The sequence below is a fragment of the Brevibacterium limosum genome, from assembly GCF_011617705.1.
GTDB lineage: Bacteria > Actinomycetota > Actinomycetes > Actinomycetales > Brevibacteriaceae > Brevibacterium > Brevibacterium limosum.
The window spans coordinates 4074485-4093940 of the sequence record NZ_CP050154.1 but is presented as its reverse complement, the minus strand read 5'-3'; the positions used below and the strand labels follow the sequence as shown (position 1 = coordinate 4093940).

20 protein-coding genes are annotated in these 19456 nt (G+C 67.0%); 11 read left to right on the top strand and 9 right to left on the bottom strand.

Features of this window, described 5'->3' with window-relative positions; translation table 11 throughout:
* Positions 1 to 2: 2 nt before the first annotated feature.
* Positions 3 to 1559: a glycerol-3-phosphate dehydrogenase/oxidase gene (locus GUY37_RS18270; RefSeq protein ID WP_166828712.1), complete on the bottom strand. Its 1557-nt coding sequence runs from the start codon at positions 1557 to 1559 to the stop codon at positions 3 to 5.
* Between the two features lie 67 nt (positions 1560 to 1626).
* Here GUY37_RS18270 and GUY37_RS18265 point away from each other — a divergent pair, with 67 nt between their 5' ends.
* Entirely contained in the window at positions 1627 to 2268 is a 642-nt protein-coding gene (locus GUY37_RS18265; protein ID WP_166828710.1) for a TetR/AcrR family transcriptional regulator, read from the top strand.
* A gap of 16 nt (positions 2269 to 2284) precedes the next feature.
* On the opposite strand, the gene GUY37_RS18260 is transcribed toward GUY37_RS18265, so the two are convergent.
* The 3 genes from GUY37_RS18260 to paaI form a co-directional block, all read right to left on the bottom strand.
* Positions 2285 to 3019 (bottom strand): TetR/AcrR family transcriptional regulator, encoded by a 735-nt coding sequence (locus GUY37_RS18260; protein ID WP_166828707.1) that lies wholly within the window; start codon positions 3017 to 3019, stop codon positions 2285 to 2287.
* A 131-nt stretch (positions 3020 to 3150) separates the two neighbouring features.
* Positions 3151 to 4446: an AMP-binding protein gene (locus GUY37_RS18255; protein WP_166828703.1), complete on the bottom strand. Its 1296-nt coding sequence runs from the start codon at positions 4444 to 4446 to the stop codon at positions 3151 to 3153.
* 159 nt (positions 4447 to 4605) lie between these two features.
* Complete coding sequence (gene paaI, locus GUY37_RS19435; protein WP_323127515.1) at positions 4606 to 5202, bottom strand: hydroxyphenylacetyl-CoA thioesterase PaaI; 597 nt, start codon at positions 5200 to 5202, stop codon at positions 4606 to 4608.
* Between the two features lie 497 nt (positions 5203 to 5699).
* Here paaI and paaA point away from each other — a divergent pair, with 497 nt between their 5' ends.
* The 9 genes from paaA (at position 5700) to GUY37_RS18205 (ending at position 13572) form a co-directional block, all read left to right on the top strand.
* A complete protein-coding gene (gene paaA, locus GUY37_RS18245; protein ID WP_208094720.1) occupies positions 5700 to 6725 on the top strand; it encodes a 1,2-phenylacetyl-CoA epoxidase subunit PaaA in 1026 nt (341 codons plus the stop codon).
* A complete protein-coding gene (gene paaB, locus GUY37_RS18240; protein ID WP_166828700.1) occupies positions 6722 to 7066 on the top strand; it encodes a 1,2-phenylacetyl-CoA epoxidase subunit PaaB in 345 nt (114 codons plus the stop codon). The genes paaA and paaB overlap by 4 nt, the downstream gene beginning before the upstream one ends.
* A gap of 13 nt (positions 7067 to 7079) precedes the next feature.
* Positions 7080 to 8060, top strand: coding sequence for a 1,2-phenylacetyl-CoA epoxidase subunit PaaC (gene paaC / locus GUY37_RS18235; RefSeq protein ID WP_166828697.1), 981 nt, complete (start codon positions 7080 to 7082; stop codon positions 8058 to 8060).
* 5 nt (positions 8061 to 8065) lie between these two features.
* Complete coding sequence (gene paaD, locus GUY37_RS18230; protein ID WP_166828694.1) at positions 8066 to 8617, top strand: 1,2-phenylacetyl-CoA epoxidase subunit PaaD; 552 nt, start codon at positions 8066 to 8068, stop codon at positions 8615 to 8617.
* A complete protein-coding gene (paaE, locus tag GUY37_RS18225) occupies positions 8617 to 9735 on the top strand; it encodes a 1,2-phenylacetyl-CoA epoxidase subunit PaaE (RefSeq protein ID WP_166828691.1) in 1119 nt (372 codons plus the stop codon). Before paaD ends, paaE begins: the two co-directional genes overlap by 1 nt.
* A 69-nt stretch (positions 9736 to 9804) precedes the next feature.
* Positions 9805 to 10968, top strand: a complete 1164-nt coding sequence (locus GUY37_RS18220; RefSeq protein ID WP_166828688.1) for a thiolase family protein — start codon at positions 9805 to 9807, stop codon at positions 10966 to 10968.
* Between the two features lie 59 nt (positions 10969 to 11027).
* Positions 11028 to 11846 carry an enoyl-CoA hydratase/isomerase family protein gene (locus GUY37_RS18215; RefSeq protein ID WP_166829981.1) on the top strand — a complete coding sequence of 273 codons (819 nt, stop codon included), beginning with the start codon at positions 11028 to 11030 and terminating at the stop codon, positions 11844 to 11846.
* Complete coding sequence (locus GUY37_RS18210) at positions 11843 to 12712, top strand: 3-hydroxyacyl-CoA dehydrogenase family protein (RefSeq protein WP_166828685.1); 870 nt, start codon at positions 11843 to 11845, stop codon at positions 12710 to 12712. The genes GUY37_RS18215 and GUY37_RS18210 overlap by 4 nt, the downstream gene beginning before the upstream one ends.
* 83 nt (positions 12713 to 12795) lie before the next feature.
* Positions 12796 to 13572, top strand: coding sequence for an enoyl-CoA hydratase/isomerase family protein (locus GUY37_RS18205; RefSeq protein WP_166828682.1), 777 nt, complete (start codon positions 12796 to 12798; stop codon positions 13570 to 13572).
* Here GUY37_RS18205 and GUY37_RS18200 read toward each other — a convergent pair.
* Positions 13518 to 14477, bottom strand: coding sequence for an EamA family transporter (locus GUY37_RS18200; protein WP_166828679.1), 960 nt, complete (start codon positions 14475 to 14477; stop codon positions 13518 to 13520). The genes GUY37_RS18205 and GUY37_RS18200 overlap by 55 nt on opposite strands.
* A 135-nt stretch (positions 14478 to 14612) precedes the next feature.
* Between GUY37_RS18200 and GUY37_RS18195 the strand changes: the two genes are divergently transcribed.
* Complete coding sequence (locus GUY37_RS18195; RefSeq protein ID WP_166828676.1) at positions 14613 to 15167, top strand: CGNR zinc finger domain-containing protein; 555 nt, start codon at positions 14613 to 14615, stop codon at positions 15165 to 15167.
* Positions 15168 to 15180: 13 nt separating this feature from the next.
* On the opposite strand, the gene GUY37_RS18190 is transcribed toward GUY37_RS18195, so the two are convergent.
* From GUY37_RS18190 to GUY37_RS18175, 4 genes are all read right to left on the bottom strand, one after another.
* Positions 15181 to 15912: a TVP38/TMEM64 family protein gene (locus GUY37_RS18190; RefSeq protein ID WP_166828674.1), complete on the bottom strand. Its 732-nt coding sequence runs from the start codon at positions 15910 to 15912 to the stop codon at positions 15181 to 15183.
* Positions 15913 to 15957: 45 nt separating this feature from the next.
* The gene (locus tag GUY37_RS18185; protein WP_166828671.1) at positions 15958 to 17229 is read right to left on the bottom strand and encodes a S1C family serine protease; all 1272 of its coding nucleotides are present in this window, start codon (positions 17227 to 17229) and stop codon (positions 15958 to 15960) included.
* Positions 17230 to 17472: 243 nt separating this feature from the next.
* Entirely contained in the window at positions 17473 to 18252 is a 780-nt protein-coding gene (locus GUY37_RS18180; RefSeq protein WP_166828668.1) for an SDR family NAD(P)-dependent oxidoreductase, read from the bottom strand.
* The gene (locus tag GUY37_RS18175; protein ID WP_166828663.1) at positions 18249 to 19145 is read right to left on the bottom strand and encodes a helix-turn-helix transcriptional regulator; all 897 of its coding nucleotides are present in this window, start codon (positions 19143 to 19145) and stop codon (positions 18249 to 18251) included. The genes GUY37_RS18180 and GUY37_RS18175 overlap by 4 nt, the downstream gene beginning before the upstream one ends.
* Positions 19146 to 19456: the final 311 nt, after the last annotated feature.

Below are 19456 nucleotides of genomic sequence, written 5' to 3'. Positions count from 1 at the left end.
CGTCATCCTTCGTGTCGTGATTCGGTGATGAGTTCCGGAGCGAGCCGGACCACAGAGTCATAGAGGTCGGTGCGATCGGCGTCGACGAGACCCCAACGAGACCGCCGGTCGATGACGTCCTCGACCGTGAGGGCGAGTTCGTGCTCGACGGCGAAGCGGACTTCCGCCCCGGTCAGCGGGATCCCCTCTCTCACCGGTTCGTTGAGGGCGGGGTCGGCGTCACCGTAGGCGGCGACCTTCGCGGCCTCGGTTCCGAAGACGGCGACCAGGCGTTCGGGCAGGCCGGGGGCGGGGGTGCCCTTGCCGACGAGTCCGAGTTCGGCGGTCCGGCACGGCCCGGCCGACAGGCCGCCGGCTTCGACCACGGCGTCGACGGCGTCTTCGGCCATGCGTCGGTAGGCGGTGAGTTTGCCGCCGACGATGGTCAGCGCACCGGTCCGCGAGTCGCGCAGCAGGGCGTGCCTGCGGGAGAGGTCGGCGCTGGCTGACGCTCCCGCGCTCTTGATCAGCGGGCGGAAGCCTGCGTAGCTGCCGACGATGTCCTCAGGCGTGAGCTTGTCGCCGAGGACGGCGTTGATCGTGTCGAGGAGGAACGTCTCTTCGTCGCCGTCGGGGTGGGCGCGCTCCGGGATCGGCCCATGATGCGGATCGTCGGTGAGGCCGATCATGACCAGACCGTTGTGCCACGGCACAGCGAAGACGTAGCGGCCGAAATGACCGGGCACCGGTGCGGTGATCGCGGCCTCCGGGTGGCCCAGGCGAGCGGCCGGCACGAGGATGTGCGAACCCTTGCTGGGGGCCAGTTCGACCTCGTCGGAGAGCGTATCGGACCAGACGCCGGCGGCGTTGACGATCTGCTTGGCGCCGATGGTGTGCTCGTCCCCGGTGAGGCGGTCCCTGACGTGCACGCGGCCGGGTTCGACGGCGGTCGCCTCGGCGTAGGTGATGATGCGTGCACCATGGTCTGCGGCCGTGCGGGCCAAGGCGACGACGAGCCTGGCGTCGTCGATGAGCTGGCCGTCCCAGCTGAGCAGTCCGCCGCGCAGACCAGCGGCGTCGGTGGTCGGGGCGAGCCGCCGGACTGCGGCGGCCGAGATCCGGCGGGGGTGGGGGAGCAGTTCCTTCGGGGTGCGCGCGAGCATCCGCAGGGCGTCGCCGGCGTGGAAGCCGGCGCTCGTCACGGCGGCCTCGACGCGGCCGATCCCCGGGTGCAGCGGGAAGATCATCGGCAGCGGCCGGATGAGGTGCGGGGCGATGGTGTTCATCAGCCGGCCGCGTTCGACGGCTGATTCCCATGCGATCCCGATGTCGGCCTTGGCTAGGTAGCGCAGTCCGCCGTGGGCGAGTTTGGAGCTCCAGCTGCTGGTGCCCGAGGCGAGGTCGCCGCGTTCGACGAGGGCGACGCTGAGCCCACGGGCCGCCGCGTCGAGGGCGACCCCGACGCCGGTGAATCCGCCGCCGATGACGACGAGGTCGACCTCGCCTTCGGTGACGGAGGCGAGGTCCCGAGCTCGTCGACCAGCGTTGAGCGCGGAGTCTCCTGGAAGGGTGGACTTCATCGGCGTCCTTTCTGGTACGAGTGCGTACCAGTTTGCAATCGTTCGCCGATGTTGTCAAGATCACAGTGTGAGTGATGAGGGACGCCAGTACGCCGGCAGCAGCGCCGCAGAGCGCACCAGCGCTCGTCGCGAGCAGATCATCGCGGCCGGCCTCTCCCTTTTCGGCACCCAGGGGTATCGGGCGACGACAGTCGGGGCGGTCTGTGAGTCCGCGGGCCTCAACAAGCGCTATTTCTACGAATCGTTCTCCACCCTCGAAGACCTCCTCTGCGCGGTCTACGAGCAGGTCGTCGCCGATCTGCGCGCGACTGTGCTCGCCGGCGGCGGGGACAGCGCCCCCGAGGTGCTGCGCGGCTTCATCGCCGCCTTCCTCCACTGGGCTCAGGCCGATCCGGTGAGGGCACGCGTGCATCTCTTCGAAGTGCTCGGGGTCAGCGCGCGGGTCGACGAGCTCTATCGCCGACATGGGAGGTCGATCGGCGGCGAACTGGTCGACCGTCTGGCCGCGTCGGTCCCCGGGTTGAGGGCCACGGACGAAAAGCGGCGCATCCTCGGCGATGTGCTCGTCGGAGCGGGAATCCAACTCGTCGTCGATTGGGTGATCAGCGGTTACGAGCCGCCGCGCGAGGAGCTGCTGGCCGAGATGGACGGGACGGTGGAGTGGGTCGTCGCCGCCGGGATGTCGGCGCTCGGCTTCGACCTCGGCTGAGAGGCCGGGAAGGTGATCAGCTCTCCAGGCCCTGGAAGGCCATCGTCGTGACCGCCTCGGCGATGGTGTCGGGGTCGACGGGATAGCCGGGTCGATACCACTCGGTGATCGAGTTGACCATGCCGAAGAGCAGACGTGTGATGAGACCCGGGGTGAAGTCCGAGCGCAGACCGCCCTCGGCGATGGCGCTTTCGACAAGCGCACGGACCTTCGCATCGATGTTGCGGCGGGCCTCAAGTGCGTCGCGCTCGAGCGGTGAGTTGCCGCGCACGCGCAGCAGCAGGGTCACCGAATGGTGGTACTCGATGAGGATGACCACGCTGGCGCGCACGGCCAGCTGCAGGCGCTCGAGCGCGGTGAGGTTCTCACGCAGGCTCTCGGTCTCGACTGCCGAGTCGAGCGCGCGGATCCCGCGGCTGATCGCCAGATGCAGCAGCTCTTCCTTCGACTTCACATGGTGGTAGATCGCTGACTTCGTGATGCCGAGCTCACGGGCGACCGTGTCCATGGAGGTGCCGTCGTAGCCGCGGGAGACGAAGACCTCCGTGGCCTTGTTGATCAGCGTCTCCCGGTCGTAGCCGGGACGGCCGCGGCGCGAACGTTTGGCGGTCGCCTCGGCGGAGCCGGCAGGCGTGGGGGCGGTCGCCTCGGCGGGGGTGGTCGACGGATCTGCCGCGGCCGAAGCGTTCGATGCAGACGTCGGCGACGTCGATCCGGGAGATGTCGACGCGGGTGAGGACGATTCGGGCATGCGCATCAGTCTAATCGGCCACCTCGGCGAGTGCCGCGACGCAGGTCACAGCACTGAGAGCAGCACTCACAGCAGGACTCACTGCAGCACTCACAGCAGGACTGACCTCAGCGCATGCCCAGCGCCTCATCTCAGCGCACGCCTTCGCGGCGGTCGATGATGCGCTTCATCTTGCCGACCGAGCGCGGCAGGTCACCGGGCAGCTTGATGTCGATGGTGCAGGAGACGCCGAGGCGCTCCTTGATCCGGGCGGCCACGAGCTTGTCGAGACCATCGATCTCAACGGCGCCGACGCCTTCTCGGGCCTCGACCTCGACGGTCATCTCATCCATCCGACCCGGGCGGGTGAGGACGAGCTGGAAGTGCGGGCTCAGGGGCGCGAACTCGAAGAGCACGGTCTCGACGTTCGCGGGGTAGACGTTGACGCCGCGGATGATCATGAGGTCATCGGAGCGGCCGGTGATGCGCGAGATGCGGCGGAAGTTCGGACGTGCGGTGCCCGGCAGCAGCGTCGCCAGATCGTGCGTGCGGTAGCGGATGATCGGCAGCGCTTCCTTCGTCAGCGAGGTGAAGACGAGTTCGCCCTCCTGGCCGTCGGGCAGCGCCTCGCCGGTGAAGGGATCGACGATCTCCGGGTAGAAGTGGTCCTCCCAGATCGTCGGGCCGTCCTTCGTGACTGCGGATTCGCAGGCCACGCCGGGGCCCATGACCTCGGAGAGGCCGTAGATGTCGACGGCGTTGATGTTGAAGGAGTTCTCGATCTCCTTGCGCATCTCGTCCGTCCACGGCTCCGCGCCGCAGATCGCTGTCTTCAGGCTCGTCGAGGTCGGGTCGATGCCCTGCTTGTGGAATTCGTCGAGGATCGTGAGCAGGTAGGTTGGGGTGGCCGTGATGATGTCCGGCTTGAAGTCCTGGATGAGCTGCACCTGGCGCGGGGTCTGACCGCCGGAGATCGGGACGACGGTGAACCCGTGACGCTCCGCCCCGTGGACGCCGAGTCCGCCGGTGAACAGGCCGTATCCGTAGGCGTTGTGCATCATCTGTCCGCGCTTGCCGCCGGCACCGAGGATGGACCGGGCGATGAGGCTGCCCCACCGATCGAGATCGCCCATCGTGTATCCGACGACCGTCGGCAGGCCGGTGGTGCCCGAGGAGGCGTGGATGCGGGCGACCTGGTCCTGCGGGACGGCGAAGAGCCCGAACGGGTAGTTGTCGCGCAGGTCCTGCTTGGTCGTGAACGGCAGCTTCGCGATGTCCTCGAGGCTCGTGATGTCTGCGGGAGTGACGCCGAGGTCGTCGAAGGCCTTCCGGTAGAACGGCACCCGTTCGTACACCGAGGTCACCGAGGTCTTGAGGTTCTTCAGCTGGTCGGCGCGCAGCTCGTCCAGGCTCATCCGTTCGCCGGCGTCGAGGTCGGTCTCAGTCATCATCGTCTCCTTGCGAATAGCTTCTGTGTGCCAGATCCAAAGACCGCCGAGGTGGTCCACCGTGCTTCGGTGTCCGGTCGTCGACGGGTGGTGCGGTGGGGGTGGTCCGGCGCGGCTGGGAGCCGGACGCGGGCCGGGAGGTCGTGCAGTCGGCCGGGTCTACTTGCGGGCGGGCAGCGTGCGGGAGCGGCCGCGGTAGGTGGCGATGATGTCGTCGCCGCGGGTGACCGTGACGTCGTAGATGCCCGAGCGGCCCTGCTTGACGACTTCGTGGCCGCGGGCGACGAGCTCGTCACCGAGGTAGGTGGGTTTGAGGAAGTCGATGTCCCCTCCCGAGGCGACGGTGATCGAGCCGGGATAGTTGCAGGCCATCGCGAAAGTGGTGTCGGCGAAGAGGAAGACGTAGCCGCCGTGGGTGATGTCGTGGCCGTTGGTCATGATCTCGGTGACCGTCATCGAGCACTGCGCCCAGCCGGGTCCGTGGTCATCGACGGTGATGCCCAGGTGCTGGGAGGCGCGATCATTGGCGAACATCGCGGCCGCACCGGTGAACTCGGGCGCGGCCTCGGTGGTGGAATCTGCGGGGGACGCACTGGTTTCGTGGGCCGCCTCGGTCTCTGGGCCCGCCTCTGTGAGGGAATCTGCGGGGGGCGGAGTGGCCGCCTCGGTGCGAGATTCGGGAGCCGCCTCGGTGGGGGAGGGGTCGCTTGGGGTCTCCGACTCCGCGGTCGTCGTATCGTGGGCGGGCTGGCCCATAGTCGGCTCCTCCTCGAGTCGCGGGTTCGGGCGCCGGTGCACGAGGAGTGCCTGCGCCGCTGCGTGTGGACGACGGTGAGAGTTCCCCGGGATCCCGGACGGTCAGCCCGTCGGAGAATAAACGACCATCTGGTCAATAAATATCGTTCCGATCGCCGACGCTGTCAAGTTCTGCGGTGTCAATCGGTCGTGCCAGAGTGCTGCTCGGCGGCAGAAATCGGATTGTTGGGTCGATCCACGGTGGTTTCGTCGCTGAGGACGCCGTGGATCGACCCAACAATCCGCTGAACGGCACGGCGGCGCGGCGGGACGACTCCGTCGTGGGCGGCATTGCACCCGGGCGCGGGGTGTGCGACACTTGTGGCAACAATACAGAACAAATGGTCAGTAAATGGATGCCCCGGGCCGAAGGTCTTACGATGGTCGGACCGATTCGAGGTCGGCAGCCGCTGACCGAGGCAGGTCCTGACAAGGGCACATCCAAGGGTGGAGTGGTCATGACAACTCAAATGAACGACAACCGCCACGACGAGGCGCAGCTGCAGGAGCAGTTCGACGCCACGATCGAGGCCAAGGATCGGATCGAACCCCGGGACTGGATGCCCGAGGCCTACCGCAAGACGCTCATCCGCCAGGTCGCGCAGCACGCGCACTCGGAGATCATCGGCATGCAGCCAGAAGGCAACTGGATCTCGCGCGCGCCTTCTCTGCGGCGCAAGGCGATCCTGCTGGCCAAGGTCCAGGACGAAGCCGGACACGGCCTCTACCTCTACTCGGCCGCCGAGACCCTCGGGGCCACGCGCAACGAGCTCACCGAGAAGCTCGTCGCCGGCAAGCAGAAGTACTCCTCGATCTTCAACTACCCGACCCTGTCCTACACGGATGTCGGTACGATCGGCTGGCTCGTCGACGGGGCGGCCATCTGCAACCAGGTGCCGCTGTGCCGGACCTCCTTCGGCCCCTACGGCCGCGCGATGATCCGCATCTGCAAGGAAGAGTCCTTCCACCAGCGCCAGGGCTACGAACTGCTGATGACGATGATGCGCGGCACCGAGGCCCAGCGTGAGATGGTCCAGGAATCGGTCAACCGCTTCTGGTGGCCGGCGCTGATGATGTTCGGACCGCCCGACGACAACTCGCCGAACACCGAGCAGTCGATGGCCTGGGGCATCAAGACCCACACCAACGACGAGCTGCGCCAGAAGTTCGTCGACATGTCCGTCCCGCAGGCCGAGGCCCTCGGCGTGACGTTCCCCGATGAGAACCTCAAGTGGAACGAAGAGCGCGGACACTTCGACTTCTCCACCCCGAACTGGGACGAATTCTGGGACGTCGTCAAGGGCAACGGCCCCTGCAACGAACAGCGCCTCAACCACCGCAGGCGCGCCTGGGACGAAGGGGCCTGGGTGCGCGAAGCCGCGCTCGCCTTCGCCGAGAACCAAGCCGCCGAGGCGGCCGCCCCCGAAACGTCGTCCCCCGCAGCCGGAGTCGACACCACCACACCCGAGGAGACAGCGAAATGACCGAGACCAACCCGGGCCCAGCCTCGGCGAATGACAACACCGCCTCGGGGAAGGCACCCCGCGGCGAATGGCCGCTCTACGAGGTCTTCGTCCGCGGCAAGCGCGGACTCAACCACGTCCACGTCGGATCCCTGCACGCCGCCGATGATCAGATGGCCCTGCACCACGCCCGCGACGTCTACACCCGACGCAACGAAGGCGTGAGCATCTGGGTCGTCCGCGCAGCCGACATCACGGCCTCGAGCCCGGACGAGAAAGACCCGATGTTCGCCCCCAGCGGCGACAAGGTCTACCGCCACCCCACCTTCTACGACATCCCCGACGATGTCCCCCATATGTGAGAAGGGGCGAGAAATGACTGCGAACAACGAACCCACCATCCACGTCGAACACGACGAAGCCGGCACGAACGTCGACCACGATACGCACGACAACGCGTACTCCGGACTGCTCGTCAACGACGCGAACTGGGCCTTCGGCACCGACTTCGAAGACCCCCTGGCCGGTGTCGACACGACCGTGCCCGACGGCGTCGACCCCAAGGACCTCGGCGCGTACTGCCTGATGCTCGGCGATGACGCGCTCGTCTTCAGCCAGCGGATCTCTGAGTGGTGCTCGATGGCCCCTGACCTCGAAGAGGACATCGCGCTGGCGAACATCGCCCTCGACCTCCTCGGCCAGGCGCGTCTCCTGCTCGCCCGCGCCGCAGCCGCCGACCCGGAGCTCGTGCCCGAACTGCCCGCAGGCTCCCCGGTGCCCGATGAAGACCGGCTCGCGTACTTCCGCAACGACCTCGCCTTCCGCAACGTCCGCCTGGCCGAGGTCCCCAACGGCGACTTCGCCGAGGCGGTCGCGAAGATCCTCATCTACTCCACCTGGCGCCTGGCGATCTTCGAACGCCTCACCGGCAGCCGCGACACCGTGCTCGCGGCCATCGCGGCCAAGGGTGTGAAGGAGATGTCCTACCACCGCGACTTCGCCGGACGCTGGGTGCTCACCCTGGCCCGCGGCACCGAGGAATCGAAGTCCCGCCTGATGAGCGCGCTCGACGGCCTGTGGCCGCTGTGGACCGAACTCTTCGAGACCCACCCGGTCGAAGCCGCCGTGGCCGCAGCCGGCATCGGCGTCGACCCCGCCGAGGTGGCCGACGAAGCTTCCGTGATCATCGATCAGGTGTTCGCCGCGGCCGGCATCGACCGGCCCGAGTGCGGCGGTCTGGCCGGGGTCGGCGTCCACGGCGGCAAGGGTCGCGACGGACTCCACACGGAAGCCCTGTCGAAGCTGCTCGCCGATATGCAGGTCGTCGCCCGGGAGCACCCGGAGGGGCAGTGGTGACCGCCATGCTTCAGACGCACCCGACCGCCGTCCGCGCAGCTCACACCCCGGCCGACGACGCCGAGGCGATCGACCGTGCCTGGGCCGCCGCCGAACGTGTGACCGACCCCGAGATGCCGATGCTCACTCTGCTCGACCTCGGCGTCCTGCGCGACGTCACGATCGAGAACGACCACGTCGTCACCACCATCACCCCCACCTATTCGGGATGTCCGGCGATGGCGACGATGCGCGATGACCTGCAGCGCGAACTCCTCGACGCCGGATTCCCCGACGCCGAGGTGCGTGTGTCCCTGACACCTGCCTGGACGAGCGACTGGATCACCGAGCGCGGGAAGAAGGCGCTCAAGGACGCCGGAATCTCCCCACCCGGAGCCGCACCGGCCCGGCAGGGCCCGGTCGCGCTGACGCTCATGCCCACCCGCCGGGCAGTGACCTGTGTGCTGTGCGGATCGGACGATGTCAGGCTGTCCTCCGAATTCGGCGCGACCGCATGCAAGGCGATGTACCAGTGCAACGACTGCCTCGAACCGTTCGACCATGTGAAGGAGATCTGATGACCGACACGATCGATCAGACCGCCGAGGCGGCGCCCGCCACCGAACCCGCCGACGGACTCTCCCGGTCGGCCTTCTACCCGCTGACCGTGAGCTCCGTCGACCACCTCACCGAGGATTCGGCCGCCGTGACCTTCGACGTGCCGGGCGAGTACTCCGAGCTCTTCGACTTCGCGGCAGGACAGTCCCTGACCCTGCGTCGCGTCATCGACGGTGCCGAGCACCGTCGCAGCTACTCGATCTGCGCCCCGGCCGGAACCGCTCCGCGCATCGGCGTGCGCGAAGTCCCCGAGGGACTCTTCTCCCTGTGGCTGGTCAACGAGGTCCGAGCCGGCGACACCATCGAGGTGCAGCCGCCCTCGGGCAGCTTCCGCGCCGACGCCTCTGCCGGCGGCAGGCACCTGTGCATCGCCGCAGGTTCGGGAATCACCCCGATGCTCTCCATCGCCTCGACCGTGCTGTCCAACCCCGAAGCCTCGGTGACTCTGCTCTACGGCAATCGGCACACGAACACCGTGATGTTCGCCGAGGAGCTCGCCGATCTCAAGGACGCCCGCAACCAGCAGCTCGACCTCGTCCACGTGCTCTCCCGCGAACCCCGCGATGTCGAGCTCTTCTCCGGCCGCCTCGACGAGGAGAAGCTGAGGGATCTGCTGACCGCCATCGTCCCGATCGGCAGCATGGACCATGTGTGGCTGTGCGGACCCTTCGGCATGCTCGAAGATGCGCGCAAGGTGCTCGCCGAATTCGACGTGCCGAAGGAGAAGATCCACTTCGAGCTCTTCTATGTCGACGAACCGCCGCCGGAGGTCGTCCACGCGGACAAGGTGGTCGAAGGTGCGACGAGCGATGTCACGGTCGTCCTCGACGGCAAACGCTCCACCTCGGCGATGTCGCAGGGCAAGACCATCCTCGATTCCGCGCAGGAATCCCGGTCCGATCTGCCGTTCGCCTGCAAGGGCGGCGTGTGCGGAACCTGCCGTGCGAAGATCTGCGGCGGCGAGGTCAACATGGTCCGCAACTACGCACTCGAAGACGCCGAGGTCGAGGCGAACTTCGTCCTCACCTGCCAGACGTTCCCCGTCAGCGACGAAGTCCTCGTCGACTTCGACTCCTGAGCGACTCGAAGCCATCCGGGCGCAAGCCCGTACCATGTCACCTACCCGAACTCGTCAGCGAGGAGACCCATGCCCGAGGCATTCATTCTGGACGGACTGCGCACCCCCATCGGACGCTACGGAGGAGTTCTGGCCGACCAGCGACCCGATGACCTCGTGGCCACAACGCTCAAGACCGTCATCGAACGCTCCGGCATCGACGCCTCCGACATCGACGAGGTCCTCCTCGGATCGGCGAATCAGGCCGGTGAGGACAATCGGAACATCGCCCGCATGGCCGTGCTGCTGGCCGGGCTGCCCGAATCCGTGCCCGGATTCACCGTCAACCGCCTGTGCGCCTCGGGAATGACCGCGATCACGACGGCGCGGGCGATGATCGCCGCCGGAGACGCCGATGTGGTCGTGGCCGGCGGTGTCGAATCGATGACCCGCGCCCCGTGGGTGAGCGAGAAGCCCTCGCATGCGTGGTCGAAGCCGGGCCGGACCTGGGACACCTCCATCGGCTGGCGGTTCGCGAACCCCGCCTTCGGTGAGGACGTGACCCTGTCGATGCCGCAGACGGCCGAACGCGTCGCCGAGAAGTGGCAGCTCACCCGTGAGGCTCTCGACGAATTCGCCTTCCAGTCGCATCAGAAGGCGCTGGCCGCGCAGAAGGCCGGCAGCTTCGAGCGTGAGATCCTGCCCGTCGGCGAGGTCACCGCCGATGAGGGTCCGCGCGATTCGACGCTGGAGAAGCTCGGCAAGCTGCGTCCCATCCACGGACCGGGCGGCGTCATCACCGCCGGAAACTCCTCGTCGCTCAACGACGGCGCCGCCGTCGTCGTGCTCGTATCCGAGGACTATGCGAACAAGCACGGTCTGAGCCCGCGCGCCCGGGTCGTCGCCGGTGCCAATGCCGGTGTGTCCCCGGAGATCATGGGCATCGGACCCGTCCCGGCGACCCGCAAGGTGCTCGAACGCACCGGCTGGAGCGTTGATGACCTCGAGGCCGTCGAACTCAATGAGGCCTTCGCCTCCCAGTCGCTGGCGTGCATGGGCGACCTCGGGCTCGACCCGGAGACCGTCAACGGATTCGGCGGAGCGATCGCTCTCGGCCACCCGCTGGGCTGCTCCGGGACCCGCATCACCCTGACCCTGCTCAACCGTCTGGAACAGGCCGGGGCGACGAAGGGCCTGGCGACCATGTGCGTGGGCGTCGGCCAGGGATCGGCGCTGCTGCTGGAGCGCGTGTGAGCGCCGGCGGCGTGAGCGATTCCGCCTCCCCGCTGCTCATCGAGCGCTACGAGGACCGGATGATCATCCGACTCAACCGGCCCGAGGTCCGCAACGCCATCGACCAGTCGATGGTCGATGCCCTCCACGCCGTGTGCGCCGAACTCGAGGCCGAACCGAAGGTTGCGATCCTCACCGGCACATCCGGAGTCTTCGCCGCCGGGGCCGACATCTCGCAGCTGCGCAATCGGCGTCGCGATGATGCCCTGGCCGGGATCAACTCGAAGATCTTCTCCCGCATCCAGGAACTGCCGATGCCGGTCATCGCCCTGATCGAGGGATTCGCGCTGGGCGGCGGTGCCGAGCTCGCCTTCGCCGCGGACTTCCGCATCGGCACCCCGTCGACGAAGATCGGCAACCCGGAGACCGGTCTGGGCATCCTCGCCGCAGCCGGAGCCGCGTGGCGCCTGCGCGAACTCGTCGGCGAACCCCGCGCCAAGGAGATCCTCCTCGCCGGACGGACCCTGCAGGCCGATGAAGCCAAAGCCATCGGATTGCTCAATGACGTCGTCGACCCCGAGGATCTCGAACTCGCCGGTCAGGCGCTGGCCGATCGGATCGCGAGCTTCGCACCCCTGGCCGTGCGCCTGAGCAAGTCGGCGTTCCACGCCCCGCGTGAAGCGCATCCGCTCATCGACAATGTGGCCCAGGCCGTGCTGTTCGAAACCGAGGAGAAGTTCGCCCGCATGGACGCGTTCCTGTCCAAGCGCGAGGCCAAGAAGGCGAAGAAGGCAGCCGAGCAGGAAAAGGCCGAGCGCGCACGCGCCGAGGCCGTGACCACCGAAGCGATCGACCAGCAGCGCGATTCGCGCACCCGAGAAGAAGGCGACAACGCATGAGCGACACCACTGACACCCCCACCGAGGCGGCCACCACCACCGCCCGCGTCCCCGATGTCGTCGGCGTCTTCGGAGGCGGCCGGATGGGTGCCGGAATCGCGCATGCCTTCGCCACCGCCGGTGCCCGAGTCATCGTCATCGAGAACACCGACGACACCGTGGCCGCCGCCCGGGAACGCATCGACGCGTCGATCGAGAAGTCGCAGTCCAAGGGCATCAATGTGCCCGGAACCGTCGTCGTCGACCGCGACCCGACCCTGCTCGACGAGGCCCTCCTCGTCGTCGAGGCCGTGCCCGAGATCGTCGAACTCAAGCAGGAGGTGCTCGCCGCTGTCGCGAAGCACGCTCCGGCCGCCAGCATCGGCACGAACACCTCGGCACTGTCGATCGACGAGCTCGCCGCAGCCCTGCCGCGGCCGCAGGCGCTCATCGGGCTGCACTTCTTCAACCCGGTGCCCGTGTCCGAACTCGTCGAGGTCGTCGTCGGCACCCACACCGATCCCAAACTCGTCGACGTCGCCAAGGAATGGGTGACGGCACTGGGGAAGACGGCGATCACAGTGAAGGACTCGCCCGGATTCGCCTCCTCCCGCCTCGGCGTGGCCTTGGCGCTGGAAGCGATGCGGATGGTCGAAGACGGCGTCGCCAGTGCCGAAGACATCGACCGTGCCATGACCCTGGGCTACCGGCACCCGGCCGGCCCGTTGCAGACGACGGACATCGTCGGCCTCGACGTGCGCTTGGGAATCGCCGAGCACCTCGCCGCCGAGATCGGCGAACGGTTCACACCCCCGCAGATACTCAAGGACAAGGTCGCCGCCGGTGAGCTCGGCCGCAAGACCGGGCAGGGTTTCTACACCTGGTGACACCCGGCACCCCCTGGTGACGGGCGCGACTGCGTCCGTCACCAGGGGGTGCCGCCACCGCAAGGACACGCAAAGGAGCATCCATGACCGAGATCCAACTGAAGAACCGCGGCCCGATCGCCGAGCTCGTCCTCGACGGACCCGAGTCCCGCAACGCCCTCGACGCGGACAACCTCCGCGATATCGCGGCCGCCGTGGCCAAGGTCGCCGAGGCGGTCCCGAACGTCCGCGTGCTCCTCGTCCGCGGAGAGGGCAAGGTCTTCTGCTCCGGTCGCGACATCGCGAATGTCGACGTCGAGACGGATGACGCCCACGCCTTCCTCGCCGACATCTTCGCCCCCGTCTTCCAATCGATCAGGGCGCTGCCGATCCCCGTGATCGCCCAGGTCCAGGGCGCTGCCCTCGGGCTCGGTTACGGAGTCGCCGCGGCAGCCGACATCATCTTCGCCGCCGATGATGCGAAGTTCGGGTCCCCGTTCGCCGCAATCGGCGCGATGCTCGATTCCGGCGCCCACCACGTGTTCCTCGACCGGGTCGGCTATCACCGGACGATGGATCTCATCGTCACCGGTGATTTCATGACCGGCGCCGAGGCGGCCGCCACCGGGATCGTCTCACGTGCGGTTCCCGCCGCGGAATTGACCGACTTCGTCGAATCGAAGCTGGAGAAGATCGTCACCGGACCGGCCGAGGCCTTCGCGATGGAGAAGGGCTTCGTGCAGAAGCTCGCCGACGAACGCCCGAACCTCGCCGAGGTGCTCGCCCAAGAGGCTGCCCTGCAGGAATCGGCTCGTCAGACCCCGGACTATGCCGAAGGGTTCACAGCCTTCCAGGAGCGTCGCAAACCGAACTTCGAGTGAGTCGTGCGCAGGTCGCCGACCTTGACCAGGCAGACGCCGAGGACGATGACGGCGGTGCCGAGAAGCTGAAGAGTGGTCAGCGACTCGCTGAGAATGATCCATGCTGCGATGGCGGATAAGGGCACTTCGCTGAGATTGACGAAAGAGCCGACAGTCGGACCGAGCAGCCGCAGGCCGATGATGCCGCAGGTGTATGCCCCGACGGTGAAGAGCACGAGAAGAACGGCGGGAAGCGTCCACGACATCGGGGCGGATGCGAAGGTGACGCTGGTGAGTGCAAAGGTGGCCGGCAGGAGACCCGTCACGGTGAGCAGCACAGTCGCGATCGCTCCGACCGCCATCCCCAGACCGGTCAGCGCGAGAGGCGGCAGATCGATCCGCTGATCCGACGAGACGAGAAAATAGCACGCGAAGCATGCAGCTGCGGCCACTGCGCAGGCGACCCCGACCCAACTGCCGGCGCCTCCGGTGAGATCGAGGACGAGCAGCACCCCGACGAGAGAGGCGAGGATCCCGGTTCCGGTAAGCAGATGGGGCTGCCGTCGGTGTCGGATCCAGAGCCAGAACACGATGAGCACGGGTGCCCCCATCATTTCGAGCAGCACCGCGACGGCAACGTCGAGACTCTCGAGTGCGAGGAAGAAGAAGATCTGCACCCCCGCCATGGTCACCAGACCGTAGATCGCAATGATCGGCCAGGCGCGTCTGAGTTTGTCCCAGCGGCCGCGGAGTATCGCGAGCGAGGGAATGAGGATGACCAGCCCGGCACCGCCGAGTCGGAGCAGAACGACCGACCCCGGTGACCAGCCGATGTCGTAGAACGTCTTGGCGACGGGACCGGATACGGCGAAGAATGCGGCAGATAGCAGCGTGAAGGTGAAACCCAGGAGAGTGCCGCTTCGCATGACCTCGTTGCCTCCGTTGTGGACGTCTTCGCTATGACAGTAGCAAAGATCGGTACGGTCATGTCAATGCGAGTGGATTTGGGAGATTGAAAGCGGCTATTGGGATGTTGAGAATGTCTGAGTTACTATTGAGACGTGAGTTTCCCGATCGATGTCCGAGCGAATCTGCAGATGCTCGTCGACCTGCTCAACACGGCACCTGGAATACTCTCTACCGACGACCTCCTCGCCTCCCCGGCTCAGTTGAGCGAATTCGTGCGCGATCACGATTTTTCCGGACCAGTGGAGGCCAACGTCTTCGACGTCGGTGTCGCCGTCCTACTGCGCGAGCGATTCCGCATCGTGCTCGGCGACGATACGGACGCTGTCGTCGCGGCCGTCAACATGAGCTTCGATGAGATCCGGGTGCAACCCCGACTTGTCAGCCATGGCCAGTGGGGCTGGCATCTCCACGCCGCCGGGGCCGGATCGACCCTGGGTGAGCGGATGGCCTCCGATATCGCCCTCGTCCTCACCGATCTCGTCCGCACAGGAGACCTCGCTCGTCTGCGCCCGTGCGCAGGCAGTGACTGTTCGGCGGCGTTCGCCGATCTCACTCGGAACCTGTCGAAGCGCTTCTGCGATGTGCGCAGCTGCGCCAACCGCACCCATCTTGCGGCGTCACGAGCACGTCGCGCCTCTGGCGACTGACGTCCTCACTCTCTCAGGTCTCAGCGGAGCCGTGGCCGTTCTCGCGGGCTGACTTCCATCGGCGCATCGTGATGATCGTGAGCGTGATGACCAGGGCCCAGGAGATTCCCACGGCGACGCCGTTGAGGGCGTTCGGTCCCCCGATGAAGGCGCCGACGGCCACCAGCGAGAGCTGACCCGGCAGGGACGAGATGACGGTGGCGGTGAGGAACGTGCGGCTGTCGATCCCCAATGCCCCGCTGCCGTAATTCACCGGCCAGTAGGGGAAGCCGGGCATGAGGCGCAGGGTGCACACTGCGTAGAACCCGCCGCCGGTGAGTCGGGACTCGACGGATTCGGCATGCGAACCGAGCAGACGCATCACCGTCTCCCGGCCGAGCGCCCGAGCGATCCAGTACCCGCCCCAGCAGCCGAGCACGACCCCGATCATCGACAGCAGAGTCCCGAAGGCCAGACCGAAGATCAGACCACCGGCGGTCGCCATGATCGTCACCGGGATGGGGGTGGCGGCGACGACCGCGTAGATGAGGATGAAGACGCCGAAGCCCCAGAAGCCGGCGGCCGCGATATCGGCCTGCAAGACGTCGATCGAGGGCAGGCGGACGTTGAAGATCGCCCACACCGCGGCCAGCAGCGCCAGGGCCAGGGCGATGTTGCGCAGGATCGTCGACCAGTCGAGGCGCCCTCGGTTGTGACGGTTGCGGGGCGACCACTCCGCGGGCGAGGCGTCTTCGTGTCCGGGCATGGCCCGATCTTACGTCTCGCCCGGCGTGGTGGGGCAATCTTCCCCTCAGGCGGCGGGGCCCTCGGTCAGTGTCACATTCGAGGTGTGGGACTGGCCGTCGGCGTCCGTCCAAGTCAGGGGCACGGTGTCTCCGGGCTTGTGCTCGGCGATGGCCTCGGACAGGGCGGTGCCGTCGGTGATCTGCGTCGAGCCGATCGCGGTGATCGTGTCACCGGCGGTGAGCCCCGCCTCGGCGGCGGGAGTGTCCTCGTAGACCCCGGCGACCACTGCGCCATCAGTCTGCGAGGAAGCACCGGACTGCCCGTATCGGCCGTTCGCGTCGCTGCCGTACTGGCCCTGCTGACCGGACTGACCCTGCTGTCCCGAGTCATCGGACTGGCCGACGCCGATGCCGAGGAACGCCGGATAGCCGAGGGTGTTCGTGCTCGTCTGCTGACCGTCGATGATCGACTCCGCAGTCGTCAGCGCGGTCTCGATGGGGATGGCATAGCCGGTGACGACGGGGGCGCCGGATGATGCGGCCGTGTTCATGCCGACGACCTCGCCCTCGTCATCGAGCAGTGCACCGCCCGAGTCACCGGAGACGATATCGGCTTGGACCTCGATCATGTCATTCAGCGTCTCCGAATCCTCGGTGGCCTGCGCTGTCGTGGTGACGGAAGCGCCGAGGTCGGTGACCGATCCGTCGGCGGCCTGCAGGTGTCCGCCGCCCTCGGAGTTGCCGACGGCGGTGACATCGTCGCCGACCGAGACGGAGTCGTCATCGAGGGTGGCCGGTTGCAGGTTCGAGGCGTCCTTGAGTTTGAGCACGGCCACGTCCTTCGTCGAGTCCGAGCCGACGACGGAGGCCTCATAGGGCTTGCCCGTCGTGGCCACGGTGACCGCGATCTTCGTCGAACCGGAGATGACATGGTTGTTCGTGAGGATGAGTCCGTCCTGGCTGAGCACCATGCCGGTGCCGGCCGCCTCGGCGTTCTCATAGCCGAGCCGGGTGTCGATGAGGACGACACCGGTGGACTCCTTCGTGCTCGCCGGAGTGGCGTCCTCCTGGGTCGAGCCGTCGCCCGTGCCAGGAGTCGCGCTGCCGCTGCCAGGACTCGTGCTGCTGCCGTTGTCGGTGGGCTGACCGGTGAAGGGCATCGCCGTGCCCGAGTCGGCAGCCACAGCGGAATTCGACGCCGCCGAGGCGGGAACTCCGGCGAGGCCAGCGGCGGTCAGCGCCAGCGCGGCGGCGGCACCCGTGACCGCCAGCGCCAGGCGGCGCTTGTGCGTGTCCTTCTGTGCGTATGCCGTCCTCGTGTGCCTCGACTCGTTCATGGTCTGTGCCTTTCTCAGCAGTTGGGGAGTGCTTGATGACTCCTATTCAGCACCCGCACGCTGTGGCCAGGCTGTGGCGCAGCTGGAGCGAGGCTTCGACTTTGTCAGTCGGAGGCTGAGAGAGACGAGACCGGCTCGGGGCGGACCGGTCGATCCGACAGGGCCGACTGAGGCGGCGATGCCGATGGCCGTAACGATGTCGTTGGGCGAAGATTCCCGCGTTGGCGTTTTACCGGCTAAGCGTCATTTCGACGTATGTGGTTTGGAATCACTGGCGAATCTGCGGGCTTTGACGTGTTCCGGAATGAGTTTGTTGCGCAAGGCGGACCAGCGCGTGTTGCGGTCGCCGCCCACTACATGGTCGCGTCCGGCTAATAGCGCGTCGACGCCGAGTCTTGCGACGAGTTCGGGGTCGTTCTTCCAGGAGTTGTCGCCGAATTTGGTGTCCTGCATACCGGCGGTGTCGTGGAAATCCGTTGCGGTAGCGCCGGGAAGCAGGGCTGTGACGGAGACTCCGTACTCGCGCATCTCTTCGCGCAGACCCTGGGCGAAGCTGTACATGAAGGCCCGGGTCGGTCCGTATATCGACTCGTACGGGGTCGGTGTCGTTGCCGACAGCGAGGTGGTGATCAGGATTCGCCCCTGCTTCTGCTCGGCCATCCGACGGACTACTCGCTTGGCGAGGATGAGTTGACTGGTCACGTTGAGATCGAGCATGTGCAGCTCTTCATCGAGGTCGGTGTCGACGAAACCGCCGCCAAGGCTCTTGCCGGCGTTGAGAACCGCGACGTCGAGCGGCACCCCGAGTTCCTCGAAGGACCGCCAAGCGGCATCGAGCTGCCCGCGGTCGGTGAGATCAGCACGCACCGGCGTCACCTTCACCTGCGGAAGCCTATCGGGCAGAGCGAGGATTCTCTCGCTCGCCCCGATGCCGACGATGTCGTATCCACGGGAGGCGAGCTGCCGGGCGATGTGGAAGCCGATCCCTGAGGATGCTCCGGTGACGAGTGCGATTCCGGTCACGTTGTGGTCCTGTCTGCTGGTTGCTGATGTGTCACGTCTGCTGAGTCGTCGGCCTCGGCGCGCTCTGTGGCGCGCCATGTCGCCAAAAGCCGGAGTGCCTCGGCCGATGAGTCATCGGCGGCGGAGTAGACGAACAGGGTTTGAGTGGAGTCGTCGGGGACGGTGAAAGCTTCCCAGTCGATAGTGAGGCGCCCGGCAACGGGGTGCGCGAAGCGTTTGGTCCCGGAGGAGCGCCCCTGCGGATTGGGGCGCGCCCACCACTCCGCGAACTCTGGGCTGGCGGTGGCGAGTTCACCGACGAGTGCAGCGATGGCGGGATCTCTGGGACTTGCGCTGGCCTCGAGCTGCAGCACGCCGACGAGTTCCGAGGCGACGTTCTCCCAATCGAGGTAGAGGTCACGGGCCCCGGGCTCGGTGAAAATCCAGCGGAGCAGGTTCCGATCATCTGGCTCGCGGGCAGGGAAGTCGGCCAACAGAGCCCAGGCGAGCTCGTTGCCGGCGCAGACTTCCATGCGCGGACCGAGGAGGAACGCCGGCTGGTTCTGCAACCCGTCGATCATCCTCCGGATGCCCGGGCGGACAACTGCGTTCCCGTCGGCAGTCGTGGTGCCAGATGTTGGTCGAGCGAGGTTGAACAGGTACTCCCGCTCGGCGGCGTCGAGCCGCAGAGTGCGCGCGACGGCCGCGAGTACGGACTCCGACGGGATGACCTGACGTCCCTGCTCGAGGCGCACATACCAGTCGATGCTTACACCGGAGAGCACCGCGACCTCCTCGCGGCGCAGCCCCTGCACGCGACGCGGACCAGCGTCATTGATTCCCGCATCCTCGGGCCGGACGGCGGCGCGCTTGGCGGTGAGGAACTCACTCAAGGTCTGTTTCTTCCTGCTCATGACTTCGATTCTCCCAGCTGCCGGGCCGCGCTGGGAGGGAGAAGGAGTCCTATGGTCTCCCGGCCCTCTCGACCACGACGCTGACATCCACCGCAGGGACCTGCAGCGGAACGTCAAGCTCACTGTCCCTGTTCTCTCCAGCGGCGGGGAAGCCGAACGAGTTTGTAGACCTCTTCGTCGAGTTCGATGCCGGTGCACGGGCCCAGTGATTCGCACAGGGGACTCCAACCCGCGCCACTGAGTCGGGTACGTGGTGAATCCAGCTTTCGTCCAGACGGTCCCCGAATTGCGAAACGCGGCCGGACCGCGAC